Origin of the sequence: Bradyrhizobium sp. PRIMUS42 (genome assembly GCF_023006515.1) — a bacterium.
Classification (GTDB): domain Bacteria; phylum Pseudomonadota; class Alphaproteobacteria; order Rhizobiales; family Xanthobacteraceae; genus Bradyrhizobium.
In genome coordinates this window covers 1-1,535 of sequence record NZ_JALBGZ010001071.1, presented here as the reverse complement: position 1 = coordinate 1,535, position 1,535 = coordinate 1, and the positions used below count along the sequence as shown (strand labels likewise).

Sequence of the window (1,535 nt, the reverse complement as noted above, 5' to 3'; positions counted from 1 at the left end):
CGCTGCTGGTGGCGGCCGATGCGACCGATCCGGTGGCGGCGAGCGCCGCGATCGGCTCCCTCGGCATGGTCGTGCAGACCGCGCTCAAGCACGATCTCTATATCGGCGATCCCCCGGATATGCCGTTCGAGATCCGCGCGCATGCCCGCTACAATCCGGCCGCGGCCTCCAGTCTCAACATCGTGCCGGGTCTCGTTGGCACCATCCTCACCATGACGATGCTGATCTTCACCGCGCTGTCGGTCACGCGCGAGGTCGAGCGCGGCACCATGGAAAGTCTGCTGTCGATGCCGATCAAGCCGGTGGAGGTGATGTTCGGCAAGATCGTGCCTTACGTGCTGGTCGGCTTCCTCCAGGCCTTCCTCATCATCGGCATCGGCGTCGGCCTGTTCGGCGTGCCCGTGCTCGGCAATCTGTTCCTGCTCGCGCTGCTCTCGACGCTGTTCATCACCACCAATCTGGCCATCGGCTACACCATCTCGACGGTGGTGCAGAACCAGCTCCAGGCCATGCAGATGTCGATGATGTTCTTTCTGCCGAGCATTCTCCTGTCCGGCTTCATGTTCCCGTTCGCGGGCATGCCGGCCTGGGCCCAATATCTCGGCGAAGGCCTGCCACTGACGCACTATCTGCGCATCGTCCGCGCTATCATGCTCAAGGGCGCGACCATGCAGAACCTTCGTTTCGACACGCTGGCGCTGGCAGCCCTGATGCTGCTCGCCATGACCATCGCCGTGACGCGCTTCCGCCGCACGCTGGATTGAGGCAAACTGTCTCGCAGTCATTCCGGGGCGATGCGCTAGCATCGCACCCGGAATCTCGAGATTCCGGGTTCACGGCTTCGCCGCGCCACGGAATGACAAGGGGGCGGAATGGTCAGGTTTGCGAGCAGGAAGACACGGCACCATGCCGTGCTGTCGGAGGATTTCGAGCGCGAGCTGACGCGGGAAGTGCTGCGCACCGAGCTGTTGCGGGTGCGGGCGCTGATCATGACGGGCTGCGTCATGATGGTGTTCCTCACCGCGATCTACCTGATCGACCCCATTGTGGTGAACCGGGTCTGGCGCGGAACGGAGGGGATCGTCGAGGTCTACGGTCTTCTGGTCGGCTTCATCCTGTTCGAAGTCTGGGTCCACACCCAGATCAGAAAGAATCTCCGCCTCGATCGCGACCTGCCGGTGATCCGGCGCTATATCGGCACGCTGATCGAGACGTCGCTGCCTACGCTGATTCTCGTTCTGCAGATCCGGACCATGGGCGCGGCCCAGGCGCTCGGCTTCGCCGTGCCGCTGATGTACTTCATTTTCGTCATCCTCTCGACCCTGAGGCTCGACTTCTGGCTCTCCGCATTCACGGGTTTCGTGGCCGCGGCCGGGCTTCTCTCCGTCGCGCTGTACTACAATTCGGCTGACGAGGCCGGCGACCCCCTGATCTATTTGCACGCCGTGCGCAGCGTCGTCATTCTGATCTGCGGCGTGCTGGCGGGCGCCGTGGGCGCTCAGTTGCGCCGCCAGTTCGCCGCGAGCATCGCGGCG

General features: G+C 63.7%; 1 protein-coding gene and 1 pseudogene. Both read left to right on the top strand.

Annotation, left to right across the window (positions count from 1 at the left end):
• Positions 1–764: ABC transporter permease (locus MOV75_RS37655; RefSeq protein ID WP_247007941.1), on the top strand; the 764-nt coding region annotated here is incomplete at its 5' end.
• A 108-nt stretch (positions 765–872) separates the two neighbouring features.
• A pseudogene (locus tag MOV75_RS37650) lies at positions 873–1,535 on the top strand (adenylate/guanylate cyclase domain-containing protein); the annotation flags it as partial.